20 protein-coding genes and 4 pseudogenes are annotated in these 23,559 nt (G+C 41.0%); 4 read left to right on the top strand and 20 right to left on the bottom strand.

Annotated features, from left to right (window positions below; all coding sequences use genetic code 11):
* Window positions 1-286 precede the first annotated feature (286 nt).
* The 11 genes from E3C75_RS05025 to E3C75_RS04975 form a co-directional block, all read right to left on the bottom strand.
* The gene (locus E3C75_RS05025) at window positions 287-1,375 is read right to left on the bottom strand and encodes a carbamoyl phosphate synthase small subunit (protein ID WP_065972989.1); all 1,089 of its coding nucleotides are present in this window, start codon (window positions 1,373-1,375) and stop codon (window positions 287-289) included.
* Between the two features lie 152 nt (window positions 1,376-1,527).
* Entirely contained in the window at window positions 1,528-2,454 is a 927-nt protein-coding gene (locus E3C75_RS05020) for an aspartate carbamoyltransferase catalytic subunit (RefSeq protein WP_002947266.1), read from the bottom strand.
* A gap of 24 nt (window positions 2,455-2,478) precedes the next feature.
* Window positions 2,479-3,756 (bottom strand): uracil-xanthine permease family protein, encoded by a 1,278-nt coding sequence (locus E3C75_RS05015; protein ID WP_084825624.1) that lies wholly within the window; start codon window positions 3,754-3,756, stop codon window positions 2,479-2,481.
* 346 nt (window positions 3,757-4,102) lie between these two features.
* Window positions 4,103-4,624, bottom strand: a complete 522-nt coding sequence (gene pyrR, locus E3C75_RS05010) for a bifunctional pyr operon transcriptional regulator/uracil phosphoribosyltransferase PyrR (protein ID WP_082308850.1) — start codon at window positions 4,622-4,624, stop codon at window positions 4,103-4,105.
* A 218-nt stretch (window positions 4,625-4,842) separates the two neighbouring features.
* Complete coding sequence (locus E3C75_RS05005) at window positions 4,843-5,733, bottom strand: RluA family pseudouridine synthase (protein ID WP_111679353.1); 891 nt, start codon at window positions 5,731-5,733, stop codon at window positions 4,843-4,845.
* The gene (gene lspA / locus E3C75_RS05000; protein ID WP_002950014.1) at window positions 5,717-6,178 is read right to left on the bottom strand and encodes a signal peptidase II; all 462 of its coding nucleotides are present in this window, start codon (window positions 6,176-6,178) and stop codon (window positions 5,717-5,719) included. Before lspA ends, E3C75_RS05005 begins: the two co-directional genes overlap by 17 nt.
* A gap of 8 nt (window positions 6,179-6,186) precedes the next feature.
* Window positions 6,187-7,092, bottom strand: a complete 906-nt coding sequence (locus E3C75_RS04995; protein WP_084828564.1) for a LysR family transcriptional regulator — start codon at window positions 7,090-7,092, stop codon at window positions 6,187-6,189.
* Between the two features lie 114 nt (window positions 7,093-7,206).
* Window positions 7,207-7,578 (bottom strand): hypothetical protein, encoded by a 372-nt coding sequence (locus E3C75_RS11565; protein WP_223899600.1) that lies wholly within the window; start codon window positions 7,576-7,578, stop codon window positions 7,207-7,209.
* Window positions 7,575-8,051 (bottom strand): hypothetical protein, encoded by a 477-nt coding sequence (locus E3C75_RS04985; RefSeq protein ID WP_084828563.1) that lies wholly within the window; start codon window positions 8,049-8,051, stop codon window positions 7,575-7,577. The genes E3C75_RS11565 and E3C75_RS04985 overlap by 4 nt, the downstream gene beginning before the upstream one ends.
* Entirely contained in the window at window positions 8,048-8,455 is a 408-nt protein-coding gene (locus E3C75_RS04980) for a hypothetical protein (protein WP_084828562.1), read from the bottom strand. The genes E3C75_RS04985 and E3C75_RS04980 overlap by 4 nt, the downstream gene beginning before the upstream one ends.
* A 63-nt stretch (window positions 8,456-8,518) precedes the next feature.
* Window positions 8,519-8,782 (bottom strand): hypothetical protein, encoded by a 264-nt coding sequence (locus E3C75_RS04975; protein WP_084828561.1) that lies wholly within the window; start codon window positions 8,780-8,782, stop codon window positions 8,519-8,521.
* Between the two features lie 360 nt (window positions 8,783-9,142).
* Here E3C75_RS04975 and E3C75_RS04970 point away from each other — a divergent pair, with 360 nt between their 5' ends.
* The gene (locus E3C75_RS04970; RefSeq protein WP_111679351.1) at window positions 9,143-9,901 is read left to right on the top strand and encodes a peptidylprolyl isomerase; all 759 of its coding nucleotides are present in this window, start codon (window positions 9,143-9,145) and stop codon (window positions 9,899-9,901) included.
* Between the two features lie 35 nt (window positions 9,902-9,936).
* Here the strand turns inward: E3C75_RS04970 and E3C75_RS11560 are convergent.
* Window positions 9,937-11,844 (bottom strand): annotated as a pseudogene (locus E3C75_RS11560) (beta-glucoside-specific PTS transporter subunit IIABC).
* Between the two features lie 301 nt (window positions 11,845-12,145).
* On the opposite strand from E3C75_RS11560, the gene E3C75_RS04950 reads away from it, so the two are divergent.
* Window positions 12,146-12,781, top strand: coding sequence for a nucleotidyltransferase (locus E3C75_RS04950; RefSeq protein WP_084828559.1), 636 nt, complete (start codon window positions 12,146-12,148; stop codon window positions 12,779-12,781).
* A 69-nt stretch (window positions 12,782-12,850) separates the two neighbouring features.
* On the opposite strand, the gene E3C75_RS04945 is transcribed toward E3C75_RS04950, so the two are convergent.
* Window positions 12,851-14,242 (bottom strand): amino acid permease, encoded by a 1,392-nt coding sequence (locus E3C75_RS04945; protein WP_111679347.1) that lies wholly within the window; start codon window positions 14,240-14,242, stop codon window positions 12,851-12,853.
* Window positions 14,243-14,529: 287 nt separating this feature from the next.
* Here E3C75_RS04945 and E3C75_RS04940 point away from each other — a divergent pair.
* Window positions 14,530-15,779 (top strand): annotated as a pseudogene (locus E3C75_RS04940) (ISL3 family transposase).
* Window positions 15,780-15,902: 123 nt separating this feature from the next.
* Here the strand turns inward: E3C75_RS04940 and E3C75_RS04935 are convergent.
* From E3C75_RS04935 to E3C75_RS04905, 7 genes and pseudogenes are all read right to left on the bottom strand, one after another.
* The gene (locus tag E3C75_RS04935; RefSeq protein WP_002949992.1) at window positions 15,903-16,160 is read right to left on the bottom strand and encodes a DUF896 family protein; all 258 of its coding nucleotides are present in this window, start codon (window positions 16,158-16,160) and stop codon (window positions 15,903-15,905) included.
* A gap of 12 nt (window positions 16,161-16,172) precedes the next feature.
* Window positions 16,173-18,209, bottom strand: a complete 2,037-nt coding sequence (gene glyS / locus E3C75_RS04930) for a glycine--tRNA ligase subunit beta (protein WP_111679345.1) — start codon at window positions 18,207-18,209, stop codon at window positions 16,173-16,175.
* A gap of 285 nt (window positions 18,210-18,494) precedes the next feature.
* Window positions 18,495-19,412, bottom strand: a complete 918-nt coding sequence (glyQ, locus tag E3C75_RS04925) for a glycine--tRNA ligase subunit alpha (protein ID WP_002949990.1) — start codon at window positions 19,410-19,412, stop codon at window positions 18,495-18,497.
* 271 nt (window positions 19,413-19,683) lie between these two features.
* Window positions 19,684-20,937 (bottom strand): annotated as a pseudogene (locus E3C75_RS12245) (YkvI family membrane protein).
* 104 nt (window positions 20,938-21,041) lie between these two features.
* Complete coding sequence (nagA, locus tag E3C75_RS04915; protein ID WP_024704227.1) at window positions 21,042-22,190, bottom strand: N-acetylglucosamine-6-phosphate deacetylase; 1,149 nt, start codon at window positions 22,188-22,190, stop codon at window positions 21,042-21,044.
* 84 nt (window positions 22,191-22,274) lie between these two features.
* Window positions 22,275-22,865 carry a PhoU domain-containing protein gene (locus E3C75_RS04910; RefSeq protein ID WP_023909462.1) on the bottom strand — a complete coding sequence of 197 codons (591 nt, stop codon included), beginning with the start codon at window positions 22,863-22,865 and terminating at the stop codon, window positions 22,275-22,277.
* A complete protein-coding gene (locus E3C75_RS04905; RefSeq protein ID WP_133264065.1) occupies window positions 22,853-23,065 on the bottom strand; it encodes a hypothetical protein in 213 nt (70 codons plus the stop codon). Before E3C75_RS04905 ends, E3C75_RS04910 begins: the two co-directional genes overlap by 13 nt.
* A gap of 14 nt (window positions 23,066-23,079) precedes the next feature.
* On the opposite strand from E3C75_RS04905, the pseudogene E3C75_RS04900 reads away from it, so the two are divergent.
* Window positions 23,080-23,551, top strand: a pseudogene (locus tag E3C75_RS04900) (YgjV family protein).
* The last annotated feature ends 8 nt before the right edge of the window (window positions 23,552-23,559 follow it).

The following is a 23,559-nucleotide window of genomic DNA, read 5'->3' as shown; positions in this document are numbered from 1 at the left end:
GCCAGCATCCAAAACGATTGTTCTAAATTCCGAGCTTTCCGTCCGTGTTCAGTTTAAGATAATATTTTTAACATGACGCTTTTAACTTGATAAGGAATCTGTAACTCCTTGTAATCAAAGCAAGCATCACTAAAATTGAAAACAATACAGTTTAATTAGTCTCTTTAACTGAATACAAGTCCTTAATTCTCCTTTCTATTTGACAACTCTCTGGTTGTCATTAAATAAGGTAGTAGACTGGGGAAAACAAGGGTCACACCCCATTATAGTTACTAGACAGTTGCAATTAACGACGTGCATTTTCAGCTTGGAAAGCATCAATCAATTCTAAGAACTCATCAAAGAGATAGCTCGCATCGTGTGGACCAGGCGCTGCATCTGGGTGGAATTGCACTGAGAAGGCAGGGAAATCACGGTGACGAACACCTTCAACTGATTTATCATTAATCTCTTCGTGCGTTACCATGAGGCACTCTGGAAGTGTGTCACGGTCAATGGCATAACCATGGTTTTGGCTGGTGAAATCAACACGACCAGTCGCAATTTCACGAACCGCATGGTTAAATCCACGGTGACCAAACTTCATCTTGTAGGCCTTGGCACCATTCGCCAAACTAAACAACTGGTGACCCATACAAATACCAAAAATTGGTATTTTGCCTTGGATGCCACGAATCATATCAAGTGCATGAGGCACATCTTCAGGGTTACCTGGACCATTAGATAACATCACACCATCTGGATTGAGATGGAGAATTTCTTCAGCTGTGATGTCATGAGGAACAACCGTCACATTACAATCACGTTTTGAGAATTCACGTAAGATTGAGTGCTTCAGACCAAAGTCAACCAAAACAATATTTTTACCAACACCAGGTGCTGGGTAGGCTGTCTTAGTCGATACCTGCTCAATATTGTTGGTTGGCAAAACAGTGGCACGCAATTGATCTTGCAAGTGCTCAATGCTGTCTCCAGGTTTAGCCAAAGTCGCCTTCATGGTACCATGTTGACGGATAATCTTAGTCAAAGCACGTGTATCAATACCAGAAACACCCGGGATGTTTTTAGCTTTCAAAAACTCATCCAAGGTCATTTGGTTACGCCAATTGCTGGCACGACGGCTAGCCTCTGAAACAACCACTCCCTTAGTTGTTGGCGTGATTGACTCATAGTCATCACGGTTAACCCCATAGTTTCCAACCAGTGGATAAGTAAAAGTCAAAATTTGACCGTTGTAAGACTGGTCAGTGATAGATTCTTGATAACCCGTCATACCAGTATTAAAGACGATTTCACCCGTCACATGCACATCAGCACCGAAGGCTTGACCTTCAAAAATAGTGCCGTCTTCTAAAATAAGTAAACGTTTTGCCATTATAGTAAATTGTTCCTTTCACTTAGAACAAGGCCCGTCTCAAGTCTAAAGCAAACAACAATAATGCAGCTGAGCCAAAAAGTAATTCGTTTGCACAAGGCTTAGGGCGTGTTCTTTTTCGTCTGATTCTCTCAGGAATCTGTTAACGTTGTTTACGCTTTGCCATTTAAAATAGCTTCGATAATCGCCATACGGACAAAGACTCCATTTTGCATCTGAGTAACGATACGTGCCTTAGGTGCCTCAACCAAGCTATCAGCAATTTCCACATCACGATTAACCGGAGCTGGGTGCATAATGATTGCTTGATCTGCTAACTTGGCATAACGTTCTTCAGTCAAACCATAGAGAGTATGGTACTCTTCTTTTGAAAATCCTTTGTCATTCCTATGACGTTCGTGCTGAACACGAAGCAACATGAGTACATTCAAGTCCTCAATGACGTCGTCAATGGCCACATGCTGACCATAAACATCAAACTCACTTGAATACCACTCTGTAGGGCCAGCAAAATAAATCTGTGCTCCCAAACGCTTGAGAATTCGCATATTTGACTTAGCTACACGCGAATGCGTAATATCGCCTGCAATACAAATCTTTAGATTTCCAAAAGTTCCGAACTCTTCATAAATTGTCATCAAATCAAGCAAACACTGACTTGGGTGTTGCCCAGAACCGTCACCACCATTAACAATAGAAGTCTGAATAGTCCTACTGTCAATCAACTGCTTGTAGTAATCGACTTCCGAGTGGCGAACCACACAGATATCAACACCCAAAGCAGACATCGTCAAAATCGTATCATAGAGGGTTTCACCCTTATTTACTGAGCTAGTCCCAGCATCAAACTCAATCACGTCCAATCCAAGTTTTTTCTCAGCTACTTCAAAGGACTTATGTGTTCGTGTTGAATTTTCAAAAAAGAGATTGGCAGCGAAATACTGTCGATCCAGCTGGAAATCAGCTCTACCGTTTTTAAAATCTCCACCTCGACGAATCATGCCCAAGACCTCTTCATTCGTGAGGGTTTCCATAGTCACCAAATGTTTTAGTGACACTTTCCCATCTGCAATCGCCATAGTTTTTCCTTTTTTAATGATTGATTAGTTCTTGCTACCTTTATTAGGATCTGGCAAGATTTGATAAAGCAATATTCCAAGAATGGTTGAGCTTGCCACACCCGTGATTTGAAAACCACCAAGATCAATCATCAAACCACCGATACCAGATACCAAGATAACACTAGCAATCAAGAGATTCTTTTTATTATCAAAATCAATCTTATGTTCAACTAAAATTTTCAAACCGCTAGCAGCGATAACCCCAAAGAGGGCAATTGAAATTCCACCCAAAACAGCTGTTGGTATGGAACTCAAGAGAGCAGACACCTTACCAATAAAACTCATCAAGACCGCAATCACTGCTGCACCCGCAATAACGTAAACTGAGTAGACCTTACTGAGGGCCATAACTCCAATATTTTCACCATAAGAAGTTACTGGCGGAGCTCCAAAGAAACCAGCGATAATCTGTGCCAAACCATCACCTGTTAGAGTACGATCAAGACCTGGATCTTTAAAGTAATCACGTCCAGTTAAACTATTCAAAACCATAACATGCCCAAAGTGTTCGGTCATTGTCACAAAGGCAATCGGAGCCATTGTCAAAATCGCACTTGGATAGAGTTTGAAGTCATAATTCACAAACGGAATGTCAAAACTTGGAACTTGGAACCAATGAGCAGCCGCAACTTTTGAAAATTGGACAAACTCATGGCCCGTTAACCAACCAAGAACCACTGAGAAAATGTAACCCACGATTAAACCAAGTAAAATTGGGATAACACCGATGATTTTCTTACCATACATATTAAAGAGGATGACGGAAAAGAGAGTTACCATAGAAATCACAAGACTAAAGATACTATAGGTATCATTAACCATTGTCGCATCCTTGACTGCATTTGCCGCAAGACTCAAACCGATTACGATGATAATTGGACCAACCACAATTGGCGGTAGGACTCTATCAATCCAAGCATTCCCCACATACTTAACAACCAAGGCAACAATCAAGTAGACCAAACCTCCAGCCATGGCACCTTGAGCCACCGCTCCGATACCGTCAGTCTTCATAAGCATTTGCATAGCCGCAATATAGGCGAAACTAGACCCCATGTAAGCTGGAATCTTGTACTTAGTCACCGTCAAGTGAGCCAAAGTTCCCAAACCAGATGAGAAAAGAGCAATAGCGGGATCAATCCCAACCAAAATCGGTACAAGAACCGTCGCACCAAACATTGCAAACAAGTGCTGGAATGACAAACCCACCAATAAACCAACTTTAGGCATATCATTCACATCATATTTTACGTTATTCACGATATCAAAATACTCCTTAAAAACACGATACAAAGCCCGTCTAAAACCTAAAGCAAAAATAGGAAATACGATGACGGAGCGATGGCTCCAAAGAGTATTTATCTTTTTTACACAAGGCTTAGGGCGTGTTCAATTAACAAGACACTAAGGGACGTTTTGGCTAAGCCAAACATTTCTGTAGAAAAATAGAAAGTCGACAATGCACTCCAAAGTGTGCTAGGGGTAGGGGACTTATCTTTTTCCTAAGAAATGAGTCCCGTGTTTATTTAAACCAACATCTCAACTCTCCCACCACAGCGAAAGAATCATTGTAGGATCGTAAACTCACCTATCTAAAGACTAAAATCTAGTTTGGATCAATAATGTTGACACTATCCTTACCATCAACTTCTGTCACCAAGACTTCAATTTCTTCTGACTCACTTGTTGGGATATTTTTACCAACATAGTCCGCACGGATTGGCAATTCACGGTGACCACGGTCAACCAAGACAGCCAATCCAACACGCGCTGGACGTCCATGACTAACGATATTATCAATCGCAGCACGGATAGTACGACCTGTGTAGAGCACATCATCTACAAGGATAACATCCGTACCATCAATTTCGATAGGAATAAGGGATGTGTCCTGTTCAGATTTAACATCATCACGGTAAGCCTTAGTATCAAGCTCAATCAATGGTACATCAAGGTTTTCCAATTGTTTCAAGCGCTCTTGAATACGCTGAGCAATATAAACACCACGTGTCTTAATACCAGCCAAGACAATCTTGTCGAGATTCTTGTTTCGCTCAATAATCTCATAAGTGATACGTGTAATGGCACGTTTCATGGTTACGTCATCGACGATTTCTTTTTTCTTCATAAAAAAACCTTTCTAAATACAAAAAATCCCCTTGAAACAAGGAGATACACAAAAACATGGCACAGTTCACCTGCGCACTTCTCATGGCTCCTTGCCTGCCTCTCTGGACAGTAATTAAAGGACTTATTTAATTAGGTAGATTATAGCAAATTTCAGACTCTTTTACAAGAAAAAAAACGGACACTCTCTCACAAGAAAGAACATCCGTTGGATGACTATTAAGATTTCTTCAATTTCTCCAAGGTCTCCTTGAAAATAATGGGTTCTTCTGCGGTAAATTCGACCAATTCGCCTGTCGTAGGATGCGTGAAACCAAGGGTCTTAGCATGTAGAAATTGTCCATGGCCCTTGAGGGTCTTACGTGGCCCATAAAGAGGATCTCCCGCCACCGGGTGACCAATATACGCCATGTGCACACGAATCTGGTGGGTACGACCTGTTTCCAGCTGCAACTCTACCAACGTATAGTTGCCAAAACGTTCAAGAACGGTGAAGCGTGTTACTGCAGGCTTTCCCTTAGCTGTTACTGCCTGTTTCTTACGGTCTTTGTCCGAACGCCCAATCGGAGCCTCAATCACACCTCTATCGTTAGGCAGATTGCCATGCACGATAGCCACATACTTGCGAAGCGACTTCTTATCCTTAAGCTCAGCTGCCAAAGCATTGTGGGCCTTATCATTCTTAGCAATCATAAGGAGACCAGACGTGTCCTTATCGATACGGTGAACAATCCCAGGACGAACCACGCCATTGATAGACGAAAGGTCCTTGACATGGTACATAAGAGCATTGACCAAGGTGCCAGATGTGTGGCCAGCTGATGGATGGACCACCATACCTTGAGGTTTGTTGACCACTGCCACATCCGCATCCTCGTAGATAATATCCAAAGGAATATCTTCAGCCTTGTATTCCAAGACCTCTTCTTCAGGCAATACATAGGTGATGACATCACCCTCTTTTACCACATACTTAGCCTTGGCCGACTTACCATTGACTAATACTGTTCCAGCCTTAATCGCTTCATTGGCCTGACTACGTGACAATTCTGTCAAATCGGCCAAAGACTTGTCCAGACGGTTTCCCGCCTCTTTAATGATGACTTCCATTTTCCTCTTTCCATAAGATTAAAATCAAGAGCAGCACACCCACCGTTAGATAGGAGTCTGCCACGTTAAATATTGCAAAATCGATAAAATCAAGCTGAACCATATCAACCACGTAACCCAAATGCACACGGTCGATAAAGTTGCCAATACCACCTGAGATAATCAAAATCAAAGATAGAACCAACCAAAGACTCTTCTGGTAATTCTTAACCAGATAGAACAGAGCCGCACCAATCACTAGAACCGTCAAAATTACAAAGAAATATTTCTGATTCTGTAAAATCGAAAAAGCAGCACCACGGTTCTGTAGATAGGTCAAGCTGAAAACGCCAGGAATAGCCTTAATAACTTGGTTAAGGGAAATATTTGCCACAACCCAATGCTTGACCCACTGATCCAAACCAATCAAAGCCAGAATAGCCAAAGGAATCGCAACTTTACGCATAAGTCCTCCTATGGTTTATAAGTATCAAAGTAGTCAAACATAACATTGACAAACTTGAGAGCACACGACGACAAATTAATTCCTTTACGGCGAACATAAACCATCTTGTTATCCAAATTATCCTCAAGTGGAATAACTGTAATACCGTTTACACTTTGAGCATCAAGGAAACCAGAACCCGTCGCATAAGCATCCGTACGCTCCAAGATACCATTCAAAGTCGCACGATCTGTCACGTTAAACATAAGAGACGAATCTGATGTATCCACAAAGTTTTCAGAATAGTACAGGTACTCGTCCTTCTCCTGAGTAAAACGTACGGTAGGTAGGTGTGCCAAATCCTCCATTACTAAACTCTCTTTATGAGCCAGTGGATGGCCCTTACGAAGATAAATATGAGTCTTAAATGGAATTAAATCAATAGACTCAAGCCCAAGTTTATCCATATTTTGTTGGATGCCCTTACTATTTTGACGATTCAGATAGATAATTCCAATCTCACTATTCCCCTTGGCTACTTCATCCAAAATTTGAATGGTCGTAGACTCAAAGATACGGAAATCCTTGTAATCAGGGTAACGTTCCGAAAAAGTTGTAATCAAAGGTGGCAAAAAATCATAGTGCTGACTGGAAATCGAAAACTGGTTGCCCTTCTCAGAAGCATTAAGATAGCGATTTTCAAAACTATCAAAACTTCGAACCACCTCAAGCGCGCGTTCATAAAAGGTCATGCCCTGACTGGTCAAGACTGCCCCCGTCGTTGTACGGGTGAAAATTTTAAAATTTAACTCCTGCTCCAAATCCTTGATAGCCACTGATAGACTAGGCTGACTCACAAAGAGCTTGCTGGCCGCCTCACGAAAGGTTCCGCTGTTGGCAATGGCTACGACATAACGTAGTTGTTGTATGTTCATATGTGACACTTCTTTCTTGAAAAATCAATCAGTTTTATTATACCAGATTTTATCCTCTTTTGTTGATAGTAAAAAGCCCAGGCAACCCTGAGCTTGAATTACTAAAAAGTAGTCTTATTCGCCTAATTTGTCTGTTAAGAAGTACTCGTTTTCACGTTTATCATAGTCAAAAGTTAGGTGAACCGTCTTAAGTTTACCACTGTCTGGACTATAATCGTAGAAACTAAGCGATACTTTTTGTGTGAGGTCTCCTTCATTAGTCTGAGTCAGCTCATGCGTACTAAAGCTGGCCTCAGAGTGGTTTGAGACAACATCTGAAAGACGTGTTCCCTTAAGCAAATCTGCTTGAGTACCAACAGTTAACTTATCAAAATCCTCTTTTGTCCAGTCGCTTTGATAGTCACTAACTTCCTTAACCTTATCATAGCCGAAGTCTGCGGAAGCATGCGCTAGGATGTAAACACCATCTTTAGACTTAAAGGTCAAAATGTATCACCATCTTCTGTAGTGTCAAATAACAAGTAAACAGTCTTAAGTTTACCATCTTCAGATTTAAAGTCGTTATAAAAAACGGTCAATTCTTTCTTGAACTCACCTTCACGAACTGTTGAGATGGTGTAATCAGCGTCTGAAGCTTTAGGGTGATCCTTAAGGATACCTTCGAGTTTTGTTCCGTTTGATGGGTTGCTGTAATCTCCCTTATTAAGAGCATCAAACTGTTCTTTCGTCCAGTCAGATTTGTAAGAGTCATCAGTTTGTACAGCATCTGTAGGGAAGTTTCCTGAAGCATGTGACAAGATAAAGGTACCATCATACTGTTTCTTAAAGGTTAGGTAGACACTTTTGCTATAGTCTTTGCCAGAATAAGTCATGTTCAAGTCATCACCTGACATTTGAGCATCTGATGCTTTACAGTAAGTCTTCATAATTGACTTAGCAGAGTCTTTTCCAACTTTCAACTTCTTGAATTTAGATTCATTCCAGTCAAGTTTAGCATTTTTGTCAATGTAATCGTTGACGTCAGTGCTATCACCTTTTGAGTCTGATTTTGAATCGCTGTCATCATTTTTTTGTCATCATCATCTTTATCAGCAACTTTTGATGTCTTGCTTGAGCTTGTGCTATCACTAGAGTTTTGAGATATTTGGAAAATCAAACCACCAATAGACACAAAGATCATAAGACCAGCAACACCTGTTGCGATGATCGAGAGCAATTTCTTGCTTGATTTAAGGCTGAAGACAAGCGAAACGACTGCTACAGTAACTGTAAGGACAGTCAAAATGATGAAGAGCCAAGTAGGACTGACAAACCATGCCAAGATGGAAAAGATTACTGCAAGAGCAATTGCAACGATTGGCAAGATAAGGTTGAAGAGTGGTTTATCCGCTGAGCTATCTACTGAATTAGTTACAGTTCCGAATCCTTAAGCTGTAGGGATAGATGCCTTTTCAAACATGCTTGAATCAAATTGTGGTGTTAGTTGTTGCGCAGGCGCTTCTGAGAAGGCTGCCGTTCCAAATGGTGATTCACTGCTTGCTTGTTCTGTGACAGCACCTTCAGCTGTTTCAGCAACATCAGCTTGTTCTGCTGGCACTTCTTCAGCGACAGGTTCATTAGCTGGTTCTTGTACAGATGCTACTTGAGCAGTCAAAGCGCTAGTGTCAAAGTCAGCTGCTTTAGCGTCCAAAAATTCTTGGGGGATAGGTTTACGCCCATGTACCGACTCAAAGAGTTCAGCTCATTCTGCTTTAGTTGACATAAAGATCTCCTTTTTTTCAAGAAATCTAAACAAGACATTCCTTCAAATTAGTGAAGTTTTCTATAGTAAGGATTTAGACAACTATCTCCGATCAAGGTTGGTGCAAATGTCCCTTAAAAAAGGCTGACCTCACTTTACACCTTGAGGCAACCTCTCCCTATATCTAGTCCCATGTTCAATTTATTGTTGATAATTCCATTCTAGCATAATTAAATACCTCTGTTAACCGTTTCCCAAGAGGTTTTTTTCTGCTAAAATAGTAGTTATAATGCACCAAAGGAGTTATATATGAAAAACATTAAAAAGTACATTCCATTAATTATTATACTTGTTATCGCCGGACTAGGATTTGTCTACCGTGAGAATATTTCTCGTGCTATTCGTGGAGATGCTTACGTGGATAACAAGATATTCACTAAACAATTAGAAAAAGCTCAAAAATCCGGAAAAGAGGCTTTTCCACAGTTGACAGACAAAGTCGGCAAGGACGAAGCTGAAGTTATCCTCCATACTTCAAAAGGTGATATCACTGTTAAACTCTTCCCTACGCTTGCTCCTAAGGCTTCTGAAAACTTCTTGAAGCACGCCAAGGATAAGTACTACGATGGTCTTACCTTCCACCGTGTTATCAAGGACTTCATGATTCAAAGTGGTGATCCTAAGGGAGATGGTACCGGTGGAGAATCTATATGGAAGAAAGGTTTCGCTGTTGAGCCTACACCATTCCTCTACAACATTCGTGGCGCACTTGCTATGGCTAATACAGGTGCCAAAGATTCAAACGGCAGCCAATTCTTCATCGTTCAAAACAAGGATGACCAAAGTAAGCAACTAGGAAACGCAGGCTATCCAAAACCTATCATTGACGCCTATAAAAAAGGTGGTTACCCTGCTGGTGATACGAAATATACCGTCTTTGGACAAGTCATCAAAGGCATGGATGTCGTTGATACTATTGCTAACCTTGAAGTTGATGACAATAACAAACCAAAAGAAAATCTAACTGTTAATTCAGTCGAAGTAATTAAAGACTACAAATTCAAATAAAAATAAATCCGAGAATCAGCTTCTCGGATTTATTTTTATTTAACAGCAGCGAGGAGATAATCACCAGCGTTAACGCGGGCTTCTTTAGTAGTTAAGACACCACCGAAGTCAGTAGTGTTTGTCACAATGACCGGTGTGATGACTGGTAATTTAGCGTCTCGGATAGTTGCTAGGTCAAATTCTATAAGTTTTTGGCCTGCTTCTCCGACATCCCCGGCTTCTACATAGGTCTTGAAACCTTTACCAGCAAATGAAACAGTATCCATACCAATATGGATGAGAAGCTCTGCACCATTTTCAGTTGTTAAATCAATAGCATGCCCAGTAGGAAAGACTAAATTAACGGTTGCCTTAGCTGGTGCAACAACTACACCATCAGTAGGATCAATAGCAATTCCCTTACCCATAGCTCCTGATGCAAAGACTTGGTCAGGTACACGGTTAAGCGGTACAATATTCCCGATAAGCGGACTAGCAATGATTTCTTGTTGAATTTCTTTAGGAACAGGTGCAGCTTCATCAGCTTTTCCCTCAGCCTTAGCTACTTCACCGCCACTGTTATAGATTTGGTACTCGTACAAAGAGTTGGATGAGGAAGGCGAGAACACCGCCAAGGACAGCAATAAGAATCGCAAAGATAACTTTAGTAGGCTACCGTCCTGGCCAATAAGGCTTGGGAAGACAAAGACACCCAGACCACCAGTTGAATACATCTTAATATCTAGGGCTATCATGGCAGCTCCCATCAGTTCAGAAACGCCACATGAAATGTAGAATGGTGTTTTCATTGGCAGTGTCACACCATAGATAGCTGGTTCTGTAACCCCAAAAATAGATGAAACAAACGCTGGCATAGAGATGGTGCGGACTTTTTCTTCTTTTGTCTTAAGCATAATAGCCCCCAATACACCTGTTTGCGTAAAACATGGCAAAAGTGCTGCTGAAAGAATACTTGAACTACCGTTTGTTGCCACGTCTGAGATTGCAAGAGGAATAAGTGCCCAGTGCATTCCGAACATAACCAAGACTTGCCACAAAATACCAAGTACAAGACCAAAGACAATCGGATTGAAGTTCATGATTGCTTGGAAAAGATTTGTCAATCCATCAGACAAAGTATTGGCAACTGGTCCCACCACCAAGAATGTTAATAGAACGGTAATGAGTAATGTAAAAAGAGGTACTACAAAGACTTTAATCACATCTGGTGTCATCTTGGTAAAGAATTTTTGAATGTATGAAGCCACCCAAATTGCTAAGATAGAAGGCATCACAGTTGAAAGGTAACCTCCTGCAGGAAGTGCAAAAGGAATTACTCCTAGAACATGCCCTTGATCAGCCTTTTGAAGAGCAGTGTGACTAGTGTAGCAAGATCAGGATAAACAAGTGCTCCTGCAATCGCAAAAGCTGTAAACTCATTAACCTTTAAACGACGGGCAGATGTTAATGCAATCTAGATTGGCAAGAATTGGAAGACACTATCTCCTGCTGCATTCAAGATAACATACATAGGACTCGTTGTAGCTGACAAGCCACATGCTGCCATGATAGCAAATATACCTTTGATAATCCCTGCTGCAGCCAAAGGCCCAAGGAAAGGGTTGGAAAATACTTGAGACTAGAGATACAAAGCGGTCAAAGAGATTTCCCTTTGGTGCATCACCTTCATCAAGATCCAGACTACCACCTGCTGGAAGACCGCCAACTTGAAGAATCTCCGCATAAACATCAGGGACATGGTTACCGATAACCACCTGATATTGACCTCATGCCTTCACAACAGTAACGACACCATCACGATTCTTAAGATAGTTATCATCTGCTTTAGACTCATCTTTCAAATCAAAGCGCAAACGTGTCACACAGTGTTTCAAGCTATTGATATTTTCTTTACCACCAACGTGTTTGAGAATGTCCTCAGCTAATTCAGTATATTTAGCCATAAGGGCTCCTTTTTTTCTAGGATTTTAGTTGCTTTGAGGCTTTTTCAACAAAAAAACTAAATAAATACCAAGAACCAATTGGGTTGAGTATGCACTACTCCCATTAGTTTTTCGTATTTATCTAGGTTTTGCCTGCTGACCAGTAACAATCCTTTTGATATGGTTCTATAATATCAGAGTTAAAATAATTTGCAAACCCTTACAAAATTATTTTTTGTTTTTGGATGTAAAATCTTGACCAAGACTTTAAGTCGTGATAAACTATTGTTAGTTTATAAACTAACATAAGGAGAGTTATACGATGAAAACAAGAGCAATTATTGAATTTAAAGACACTTACGCTAGCATGGAATGTCAGGAACTTGGTTACCAAACCAAGGAAACCGCCTTGGCGATTACTTCACCTACTGGACAAATTCTATCAAGTACACCGCTTTTCAGAAAGGCATATGGTTCTAACACTGCTCACATCGACCAGCTTCCTTTCACCGTAGATACCCTCAATATTACAGCTAAAGGACTTAGTGAAAAAGCTAGAGCTAATTTAGAGGATTGGATTGCCCATACTATTATTCTTCCAATGGACTATGATAAGTACTTTACTAAACATCAATCATTGCTACATCTCTTAGCAGAGTCGCCTATCGTTGAGTCTGTTCAATCCTTAACTTATAAGACTGTTAAGATATATTTTTCAGAAGCACTTAACGACGAACACATTCGACAACTTCAAGGCTTTATTCTTTCTCAGGCAGGTATCTACAGCTACATTGGTACTTCTACGGTATCAGATCGAAATGCTTATCAAGCACTTGAATGGGCCAAACTAGATATAAATGGGCGTGCACACAACAATCACAAGCCTGCTATTTTTCACCGCAGCAAAAGCCTCTTAGGTGGTTTTCTTCAACATGGAAACCAAGAAAGCATTTCATAATTTATAACCAGGACACCTTGTGTCCTTTTTTGCAATAAAAAACTCACCAGAAAGGTGAGTTAGGTTGGTTTATTTACTATGTTTTAAGTTACTATAGATACCAAATACCACAATCCAGATCACTGCTCCAATAGCTCCAACAACAGTTGACTTTTGCAAGAAGAGACAAACAAAGACGAAGACAAAAAATGCAATAGTCAAAGGATTAAGAATTTTATAGGCTGGCATAAGGAAGCCATCTGCCATAAATTCTTGAGATTTACGGTACTTGAGATGAGCAAGCATGGTCAAGATGTAGATAGCAATGTAAACACCTGATGACGATGCGGCAATCAAAGCAAAGGCATCAGACACACCAGGTAAGACATTGATAAAGGCTGAGATACATACCACAATAGCTGATACAATGATGGCACGAGAAGGAATACCATTACGTGCCAAGGTATCAAGCTTCAAAGATTTCATAACCTTGCTGTTTGGTGTTTCCTTAGCGATTTGAAAAAGGTGACGACCAGTTGAATAAAGTGTTGAGTTCAAAGATGAGGCTGCTGCTGTCAAGACAACAAAGTTAATGAGAGCTGCTGCCCACTTGATACCAGCCATTTGGAAGACCATTACAAACGGTGACTCATTAACTGGGAGCTTCTGCCACGGAAAGATAGCCATAATGGCAATGAGCGCTCCTACATAGAAGATTGCAATACGAACCGGAATTTCCTTGATTGCCTTTGGCAACACCTTACGAGGATTTGCTGTCTCAGATGTTGTAATTCCTACAAACTCAATAGCTTGGTAGGCAAAGAAAACCATCTGGAAGGTCATGGCAAAGCTTACCCAACCTTTAGGAAACATTTGAAAGCCTTGTGTAATGTTAATAAGGCTCGCATGTCCAGCTGGCGTTTCAAAGTTAGTTGCTACCATAAAGATCCCTGTAGCTATCAAGGCAAGAATGGTGATAATCTTGATCATCCCAAACCAAAACTCAACTTCCCCGAAAATCTTAACCGCAATCAAATTTACCGAACTCAAGATAAATAGGAAGACAATCTGAATTTGCCAGGCAGGCCAACTTGGAAACCAAAACTGCACATAGTTCGCAACGGCTGTAATTTCTGCCATACCAATAAATACCAACGATACCCAGTAAGACCACCCTGAGAAAAATCCCCAGCCTTTACCAAGGTATTTCGTAATAAAGTTAATAAAGGTATGTTGATCCGGATCCATGTAGAGCATCTCACCGATAGCTCGCATCATGAGATACATGAAGACACCTGTCAGCATATAAACTAGGATGATTGAAGGTCCTGTTAGGGAAATGGAACGCCCTGCCCCAAGAAAGAGACCTGTACCGATTGTACCAGCGATGGCAATCAGCTGAACGTGTCTGTTTTGAAGACCTCGTACCATACCATTTTTAGTCTGGTTATCGTCATCGTTATGATGTTGCTTTTGTGACATTTTTTTCACTCCAATTCTATTTAATACGACTCAGAGAGCCCAGCTATTTTTAACATAACTTGTATTATACCATTTTTGAAACAATTGGTCAATATTGTGTATATAATTCAGAATATTTTAATTTAAAAATAGGAGCTCGGACTAAATTCAAGCTCCTATTTTTAAAGGCTCTATAATTTCTGTAGTGGGTAAAACTACTGTAGGGATTATAGAGCTTTTTGAGTGTACACAAAAAGTCCCATAAGAACTATAATGAAAAGAAACCAAACCATCATTAGGAAGAACTTATGAGACTTATTAAGAATAACACAGAATTAATCGGAATCAAAGACCAAAATATCAAGATTTCACTTGTTTTTGAAACTGACACTCATATCGAGATTCAAGCAAAACTTGATTACCCTGCACCATCATGTCCTCATTGCCATGGAAAGATGATCAAGTACGACTTTCAAAAGCCTTCTAAAATCCCTCTTCTCGAGCAAGCGGGAACGCCAACTCTACTACGTCTGAAAAAACGTCGTTTCCAGTGTAAAAATTGTAGAAGTGTCACGGTAGCTGAGACATCTATCGTTGAGAAAAACTGCCAAATCTCCAATCTAGTCCGACAAAAAGTTACACAACTCCTAACTGAGAAAGTGTCACTAACTGATATTGCAAGAAGACTTCGCGTGTCGACGTCCACTGTCTATCGTAAGCTTGATCAGTTTACTTTCAAGGAACATTATGACAAACTCCCTGCTGTTATGTCCTGGGATGAGTTTGGGTTCAAGAAAGGGGAATTGGCTTTTGTGGCGCAGAATTATAAGACAAACGAACTCATAACCATCCTTGATAATCGCCGCCAAACCACTATACGAAACTACTTTTTGAAGTATCCATTGAAAGTCCGATAACAGGTACAGTTTATCACGATGGATAAGTCTGGAGCTTATATCCCACTAGCCCGCAGACTCTTTCCAAACGCAAAAATCGTTCTTGATCGTTTCCACATTATCCAGCACCTTGGACGTGCCTTTTTAAAGACAAGAATTGCCATTATGAACCAGTTTAATAAGAATTCACTACCTTATTGAGATTTAAAAAATCACTGGCGACTTTTTCAAAAGGACAGTCGTAAGCTATCTCTCAACTCTTTTTATTCAAAGACTTTCCGCCAAACTTTAGCACCACATGAAGTTGTTGCGAAGACACTAGTTTTTTCAAAAGAGCTTACTGACTACTATACACTTTATCAGCTTTTGCTTTTTCACTTTCAGGAGAAGAGAGTAGATGAGTTCTTTGAACTGATAGAGGAAAATAGGAGCAAGGTCAATCATTATTTTCAAACTGTCTTTAGGACTTTTCTTAGACACAAGCAATACATCAAAAACGCACTAGAAACGGACTATTCAAACGCGAAACTTGAAGCGACTAATAAGTTGATCAAAGACATCAAATGTTTGGGCTTCGGTTTTAGAAACTTTATCAACTTTAAGAAGAGTGTCTTCATCACACTGAACATACATAAAAAAAGGACCTATCCGGTCCTCTCTAGATGTTAGCTTTTCGTCACCCACTACAGTTGACAAAGAGCCCATAAAAAAAGGACCTATCCGGTCCTCTCTAGATGTTAACTTTTCGTCACCCACTACAGTTGACAAAGAGCCTTTTTAAATTATTATGATTCAGGATCATCTAGGCTACGCCCATGTAGACCTTTTTCACGTTGGACTTGACGTAGTTTTTCGGGTGTCACATCATTTCCTTCTTCATCCACAATTTTGATTCCTTCAATGTGGTGACGAACAGCACGACGATAACCCGCAATATATTCCTCACGAAGTTTTGCTTGCTCTACTGCTTCTTCTGGTGTCAAGCCTTCTGTTTTTTTCTTTTTTGCAAGCTCATTGATTCGAGCTATTTTTTTAGAATCCATTTACTCTTACCTCTATTTTGTATTCAATTGGTTAAAGGCTGCAACAGTTTTAGCTTTAGCCACAAGAGCAGAAAGAAGAGCCAAACGGTTATTTTTAACAGCCACATCATCTGCCATAACCATCGTATTATCAAAGAAAGCATCAATGACTGGGCTAAGAACAAAGAGTTGAGCCAATTTGTCGCTAGCTGAACCTGTCAATTCAAGACTTTCTGCTGCTTGAGCCAAGGCTTTTTCTTGATCATTTTCAAAGAGACTAGCATCGACTGCTACTGAAGTATCTGCTTTTTCCGCCAAGTTGAAGGCACGAGAGAGTGACTCAACAGCTGCCTTGTAACCATCCGTCTTAGCAGCTTCTGAAAGAGCTTCAGCTGCTTCAAGCATATCTGCTACTACAAAGTTTGAACCAGAAAGAACAGCTTCTTTGATATCTTTTGGTGTGCGACCCATCATCTTGTCCACACGGGCCTTGATGAATCTAATAACTTCTGCTTGATTGTCATATGAGAGACTATCAAATGAAAGTCCGTAAAGACTGTCAATCAACTCATCCATAGGAATGTGCCAACCAAAGGCATCCAAGATACGAACAATCCCTTGTGTTGCACGGCGAAGCGCATAAGGGTCATTGGAACCTGATGGAATCAAACCGACTGAGAAGAAGGAAAGGAGGGTATCCAATTTATCCGCAAGGGCAAGGATAGCACCAACTTTCGTTTCAGGAAGGGCTCCGTCTGCTGAATCAGGAAGGTAGTGCTCACGGATAGCTGTCGCTACTGCCTCATCTTCACCAGCAAGGAGGGCATATTTTTCACCCATAATCCCTTGAAGCTCATCAAACTCACCAACCATACCAGTCAAGAGGTCAAATTTGTAGATTTCTGCTGCACGCGCTACTGCTGCCTTTTCCTCAGCAGTCAAACCTGCTTTCTCAGCCAATGAAGCCGCAATGACACCAGCACGTGCCATATGTTCTGAAAGAGAGCCAATCTTTTCATGGAAAGTGACGTTTGCCAATTTAGCAACGAGATCTTCAATCTTGAGTTTTTGGTCTTCACGCCAGAAGAATTCACCATCTTCGAGACGCGCCACCAAGACTTTCTCATTTCCTCGAACGACATTTTCCAAGTGCTCAGCGTTCCCATTACGAACTGAGATAAAGTTTGGTTTAAGCTTACCATCAAGATCACGCACCACAAAGTAACGTTGATGGGTCTCCATTGATGTCACCAAAACGTCTTCTGGAACGTCCAAATATTTAGTATCAAAACCTCCCATGAAGGCAGTTGGGTATTCGACCAAGTTCAAAACTTCGTTCAAAAGACCTTCTTCGATTTGGACTTTAACACCTTGTTCTGCTTCGATAGCTTTGATTTGCTCACGAATCATGTTTTCACGCTCTTTACTATCTGCAATCACGTAAACGGTACGAAGGTCTTCTTCATAAGAATCCGCATTGGTGATTTCCACTTCGTGCCCGAGGAAACGGTGCCCACGACTAACACGACCTGACTTAATACCCAAAAAGTCTAGTTCAAGGGCTTCATCCCCCAAAAGAACGATCAATGTGTGAACAGGGCGAATATATTCAAAGCTGTTGTTAGCCCAGTGCATGCTGACGGGGAAGGTCAATGAAGCAAGTACTTCTGGGATACCAGCCAATACTTCTTTGGCAGATTTTCCAGCTTCATGTTTCGTCACATAGATGTATTCTTCCCCTTTGACTTCACGGAATTCGATATCGTCAACCGTCAAGCCTTTCCCACGAACAAATCCTTGGGCAGCTTTTGAGAAGTTTCCATCAGCATCCAAGGCAATTTTCTTAGAAGGTCCTTTAAAATCTTCTGTCAAATCGGTTTGTTGATCAGCCAAACCAAGTACACGAACTGCTAAACGGCGAGGTGTTGAGAAGGTTTGAATGCTTTCATATGAAAGGCGATTTTCACCCAAGAAAGCTGCCATTTTCTCACCCAGTTGTTTTTCACTTGGTGTGACTACGTAGGCTGGCAACTCTTCAAGTCCTAGTTCTACTAATAAGTTTTTTGTCATGTTTTTTCCTTTACATCTTCTTCTTTTTGATAGGCACCTTAAGATACTGGGGACGTTGCTAACCAACTTTGTGAGGGGCTGTAGGGAAATACTATGTCTACTTGCCATAGATTTCCAACAGTCTCATCAAAGTGGATTTAATCAACTGATTTTTGAACTTGAGGTTTCAAAAATCTCCACCAGGCAGTACGGCGGCACCTCTATCCCTTTAGCAAGCCTTTGACTTGCCTCTGGGTACCAATATGGGCTCACTCTGTTCGCCCTTTTCCTTTCTTGTAACTCTCTTTATTCTTCCTCTTCTGCGAGGAGTTTTTTGCGTGTGGCTTCGTCGAGAAGTGGGTAACCAAGTTTTTTACGTTCTGCAACGAAGGTCTTGGCTACAACACGCGCCAAGTTACGGATGCGAGCGATATAGCCAGCACGTTCTGTAACAGAAACAGCACCACGAGCATCAAGCAAGTTAAAAGTGTGTGAACATTTCAATACGTAGTCGTAGGCTGGGTGAACAAGACCCAATTCCAAAGCACGTCCTGCTTCTTTTTCAAATTTTTCAAAGTTTTCAAGAAGCATATCTTGGTCTGAGACTTCAAAGCTATATTTTGAGTGCTCATATTCTGGTTGAAGGAAGATTTCTCCGTATTTAACACCTGGAGCCCACTCAATATCGTAAACAGAGTCTACTTCTTGGATGTAAGAAGCCAAACGTTCCAATCCATATGTGACCTCAGCGGTAACAGGTCCAGTTGCCAAGCCACCAACTTGTTGGAAGTAGGTAAACTGAGTAATTTCCATACCGTCAAGCCAAACTTCCCAACCAAGACCAGCTGAACCAGTTGATGGGTTTTCCCAGTTGTCTTCAACGAAACGAACATCGTGTTCCAATGGGTTGATGCCCAATTTTTCCAATGACTCCAAATAAAGTTCTTGAATGTTTGATGGTGATGGTTTCATGACCACTTGGAATTGGTGGTGTTGGTAGAGACGATTTGGGTTTTCCCCGTAGCGACCGTCTGCTGGACGACGAGATGGCTCAACATAAGCCGCATTCCATGGTTCCGGACCAATGGCACGAAGGAAGGTGTAGGGACTCATCGTACCCGCACCCTTTTCATTATCATAAGCCTGCATGAGCATACAACCCTGGTCATTCCAGTATTGTTGCAAAGTAAGGATGATCTCCTGGAAAGTCAATTTTTTAGACATGATTTACTCCTTTATCTTTGAGACTCAGGATGCAAAAAGAACCATGTCTCTGCTCCTAAGTCGTTCGACCTAGGGGCGTCAGAAACGCGGTTCCACCCTAATTTATTACTTCATTTTATCTGTTTGTACTCAGCTCTTCACTGAGAGAAAGCGCCGTTGCCTACTTTGTTCTACTTGGCTTTCACTATCCCAAGCTCGCTAGAAAAACGCCATAAGCTCTTCTTTCTTATCAGTATTATAGCAAAAATAGAGAAACTTGTAAAATAAAATTCTAACCCTTCTTACCGAGTCCCATTTCCTGACGGACATGTGCATGGGTATCTTCATGGAGAATATCATTATCAATAATCGAAGCTTCTCGAAGTTGTTTTGCCTTTTCCTTATCCTGAGATGTTAAATCTTGTTCAGAATCATAAGCTTTCTCGACAATACCTAAAAGATGATTTCGAATTTCTTTTTCCTTGCGAATTCCGCCTTTTTTGCGGTAGCTAGCTACAACTAGGACAACCAACATCAACAACCCCAGATAACCAATAATGGGATACATAACTGCCACCAGTTGACGGAAACCCATAAAGGATATAGCAAAACCAGCCAGGGCAAAGGCAGCCACAAAGAACTTGTATCGTTTATCACTCCCCGCTGAGAAGCGTTTTCCAAGGGCATAGTAAAGACTAAAGACGGTATTGAAAATCAAACCAAAAATCACAAAGGCGTAGAGTTGTCGCAAAGATAGGGTTCACTTCCTTAGCAATAGCCAACATAGGAACATCCGATCTAGCAATTTTATCACTGTTAGCAAAGAGAATCAAGGTCGTGATGAAGAAAATCATACCAACCATGAAGCCTCCCCATGCTCCGCTCTTTTCAGCTTCATCAATTTTGAGAATAGAGCCTCCCATAACAAAGGCCATCGCTATAGCCGACATGACACAAACAGAAAAATAATTGATCACAGACATCCAAACGCTTGGGAAGGGTGATTGAATGGTTTGAGACACCTTATTCATCTCTACAAAATCCCAGTTACGCCCCAGAAACATTGGTCACGAAAATCATGGCAATCATAATCAAAATCAGAGGGGTAAAGACTCCAATAACACCGATGATTTTCTTGAAATCTAATAAACTAACAAAGATAGTCAAGGCTGTACAGAGGAAGGCGCCTACCCAAATCGGCATACCAAACTGCTGATTTAAATTAGCCCCTGCACCTGCCGTCATAATAAAACCAAAAAGAAAGCATGTGATAATCAGAGCAATGTCCAGAATACAGAATACGATAAATAACGGGATGGCTAATCTCAGCCAGAACGACTGAATGGTCATCAGAACGGTAATAACCTCCTAGAGAAATCATCAAACGGCCAAAACCAACATGTAGAACACCAAGGACAATAACACCTATCAACCCCCAGGCTCCAAAACTGACAAAATACTGCAAGAGGTCCTGTCCAGAAGATACTCCTGCACCAATCATTACACCGACATAAGCCAGGGCAATGCTCCAAATACGTTTTGACATATTACCTCCTATAAAATAAAAGCTATTTCCATTTTACACCTTTACTGTTACAATTCTGTAAAAAACAAAAAAAGCACTTAAATAAGAAAGCACTGCTTATAGTATTACTTCTCCCAACCTTTACACCCATCAATATAGGTTGCTTGTAACTCCAAGGAATCATCTAAGACGATGAAATCGGCTGGGTGACCAGCTTTAAGGCTGCCACAAATATTTTCTAGTCCAACCGATTTAGCAGGAATACTAGTTGCCATTTGTAAGGCTTGAGCAACCGTCACGAGTCCCCAATCAACCACATGTTTGACACCGTCTTTGAGTTGTAGGATAGAGCCAGCTAGGTTACCACCTTTCTTAAGACGAGCGGTACCATTTTTCACAATAACAGGGAGCTCACCTAGCATATAGTCACCATCAGGACAACCTCCCGCTGACATACAATCTGTAATAAGGGTAACTCCTTGAGGCGTTTTTTGCTTGATGAGTACCTTACAAGCTGCAGGAACCACGTGATGACCATCCGCAATCAGTTCACCAATCGTCTCAGGAGTATCAAAGGCTGCACCAACCATACCAGGATCACGGTGACTAAAGCCACGCATTCCATTGTAGACGTGAACCCAGACTGAAGCACCAGCTTCCACTGCTGCCATGGCTTCTTCATAAGTAGCATTGGAGTGTCCTAAAGCAATCGTTACACCTTGTTTAGTCGCTTCTTTAATAAAGTCAGCCACTCCTTCACGCTCGGGAGCCAGGGCTAATTTGATTAACTTTCCTTGAGCCGCTTCTTGCCAGGCTTGCAACTGTTCGATACTTGGGTTGCCCATGTATTTAGGATTTTGCGCTCCCCTATAGGTCTCAGTGAAATACGGTCCTTCAAAGAAGAGTCCCTGGATTTTAGCACCAGGCTCCTTACCAGCCGTCTCTGCTGTTGTCTGACAGATAGCTTTTAGCTCTTCAAATGGCGCTGTCAATGCTGTCGGTAAGAAAGAAGTCACACCTGCTGAAAGCAAGGCTTGACTCATGCCTAGAAGACTTTCCTCAGAATTATCCATAACATCGTACCCCGCAAAGCCATGAATGTGAGTGTCCACAAGGCCAGGAGCAATCTGATAATCACTGTAATCTAGCACTTCTGCACCCTCTGGTACATTTTCTGTCCACTTACCAAAACGACCATCTGTGACCGCCAAGTAGCCACCTTCTTTGACCTTATGATCAAAATAAAAACGTTTGGCTGAAATATAATAAGTCATAGGACTACCTCTCATCAATTTTCTATGTTCTCAATACGCCTTCATTATATCAGAAAAGCCGAGAAAAGTTCTCGACTTTCGATATTAAATCACACCTTCTGTAACCTTTTCAACAAGGTTGATGGCATAGTCTGCGATACGTGTGTAATATGAGAGGTAATCAACATAGTTGATACCTGCCTGCACAGTACATTCACCATTATTAAGACGTTTGGTATGAATCATACGCAATTGTTTTTCAAGTTTTTTCAACTCTTCATGACGAAGGATAACTTGACCTGCAAGCACTTTGTCATCATCCACAACAACACGAATACTATCAAGATCAATACGGTGCGTGCGATTATAAACATCCTCAAGCTCAGCCTTAGCAGTCCCAGAGAATTCAATTCCTTTATTATGAATATGTTGTGAAAGGTTGGCACTTGCAACTGCCAGGTCACCAATACGCTCCAAGTCACGAACAGAATCTAAAACACTTGCCAAAATTTCGTTTTCATAAACACTAAGCAATTCGTTAGAGATTTCAATCAAGTAAGTTGTTAACTCTTCATCAATACTGTTAACAGCTGTTTCATGCTTCTCTACCTTGTCAAAGTATTTCTCATCACCTTTATCAAAGAAAGCGTATGAAGCCTCCAAAGATTGAATGGCATATGATGCTAAGTGAACCAACTCTTTCTTAGCATTACCAAGGGCAATGCTTGTGTGATAAGCAAACGATTCAAGTAAAGCGCTTCGTACTTGTTAACTTCATCCTCACCAGGAATAATTTTAGTTAACGGATAGATATCATCGAAATAAATCCTTCTTTCTTGTGATATAATAAAGGAAAAAATTGGAAGTTGCATCATGACAATCTTAGCTTCTAGCACAAGTACTCTCAGCCATTGGAGCCCTCTGTGTTGCCATATCCTCTTTTGCAAAATCAAAAAATAAGATGCTCGTCTGGCAAATTACCGACTACATTTTCACTGCCGCTGCTAACCTCTTATTGGGTGGCTATACCAGTGCCTTAACCATTAGTATTTCCATCATCAGAAATCGTTTGATGATCAAAAAGAAAATGACCAAGACTATTTTGTCCATCCTCATTATTCTTCGAACCATCGTAGGATCCTTATCTCAATCAACTTGGGGTTATTGGCTATTTGCCAATCATCTCTTCAGTCTCTTATAGTCTATCAATTGCTATCACACGAAACCTCCAGTAGCTTCGTTGGGTCATTATTGAGAATATGTTACTCTGGCTAATTTACGATTTGACCATTAAGGCTTACCCCGCTGCCATCATAGATATCACCATTACACTAACCACTCTCATTGCCATTATCCGAAATCGAAAGACCTTTAGCAATTAAAAGCTAAA

This window comes from Streptococcus thermophilus (assembly GCF_010120595.1).
GTDB classification, from domain to species: domain Bacteria; phylum Bacillota; class Bacilli; order Lactobacillales; family Streptococcaceae; genus Streptococcus; species Streptococcus thermophilus.
The sequence above is the reverse complement of the archived record's forward strand: the minus strand, read 5'-3'. Positions and strand labels throughout refer to the sequence as shown.